1 protein-coding gene is annotated in these 798 nt (G+C 33.7%); it reads left to right on the top strand.

Annotated features, from left to right (window positions below):
- Positions 1 to 760: hypothetical protein (locus ACP45E_RS20750; protein ID WP_206743910.1), on the top strand; the 760-nt coding region annotated here is incomplete at its 5' end.
- Between the last annotated feature and the right edge of the window lie 38 nt (positions 761 to 798).

Genomic DNA, 798 nt, shown 5'->3' with positions numbered 1-798 from the left:
CACAATTTTAGTCCGCTTAACGCGACGTTATGAGGTCACATATTTGAATAGTCCATTTCTAGATATTGTACGTTCTAAAGGAATATCGGATGAAAACGGTATTGATCTTGATGAGTACTGTGAACTTACTGATAGCGTAATTAGGCTTGTTGAAGGTAGTGATCCTGTTCTCCTAGACGAACTATTGGGTATGGTTTCTTGCAATATAAGTGATCATATTTCTAGGTTACTAGAGGATATATACCTTAAGTTAGAAATGAGCTCCTACATCGCAGTTATTAAAAAGCATCTGTTTAGTGACAATGAATGGAGAGTTCGTACTGTACTAGAACTAATAGAAGTTTGTGAAAGCGAAGAGTTTTTATATTTACTAAATACAGATTTAATCCTTGAATCTAATTTTGCATCAAACTATATAAATTCCATGGTGAATTTACACTCTCAGTCTACTTCAAATGTTGGGAAAGACCTTTTACTAAAGGGCTATGATTCCAATATTAACATCAGAACTAAATACAATATAAAAAGACTTTTTCAAAACAAATTTAATGTAGATCTTCCTGAGTATGAAGGGTTTGTTGATTATCATCATGAGTTTGCAATGAAACGACTCAGTAGTATCACCGAGCAAGCTAGAAAGGACTTCAGAAATAAAAAATTTAGGTCTGTTATCTGTAGTCTTAGCCAATATAAAAGTGATGACTTGTCGCCACTAGGGAAGAAACTCTTAAAATTGGCAATAAAGGAAAATCGTGGTTGAAGTGTTTCAACCTCATAACAAGGCATTTAAACGGAACA

This window comes from Vibrio genomosp. F10 str. 9ZD137 (assembly GCF_049974785.1).
In the GTDB taxonomy this organism is placed as follows: domain Bacteria; phylum Pseudomonadota; class Gammaproteobacteria; order Enterobacterales; family Vibrionaceae; genus Vibrio.
Note: the sequence above shows the minus strand (reverse complement) of the source record. Positions and strands in the feature narration are given on the sequence as shown.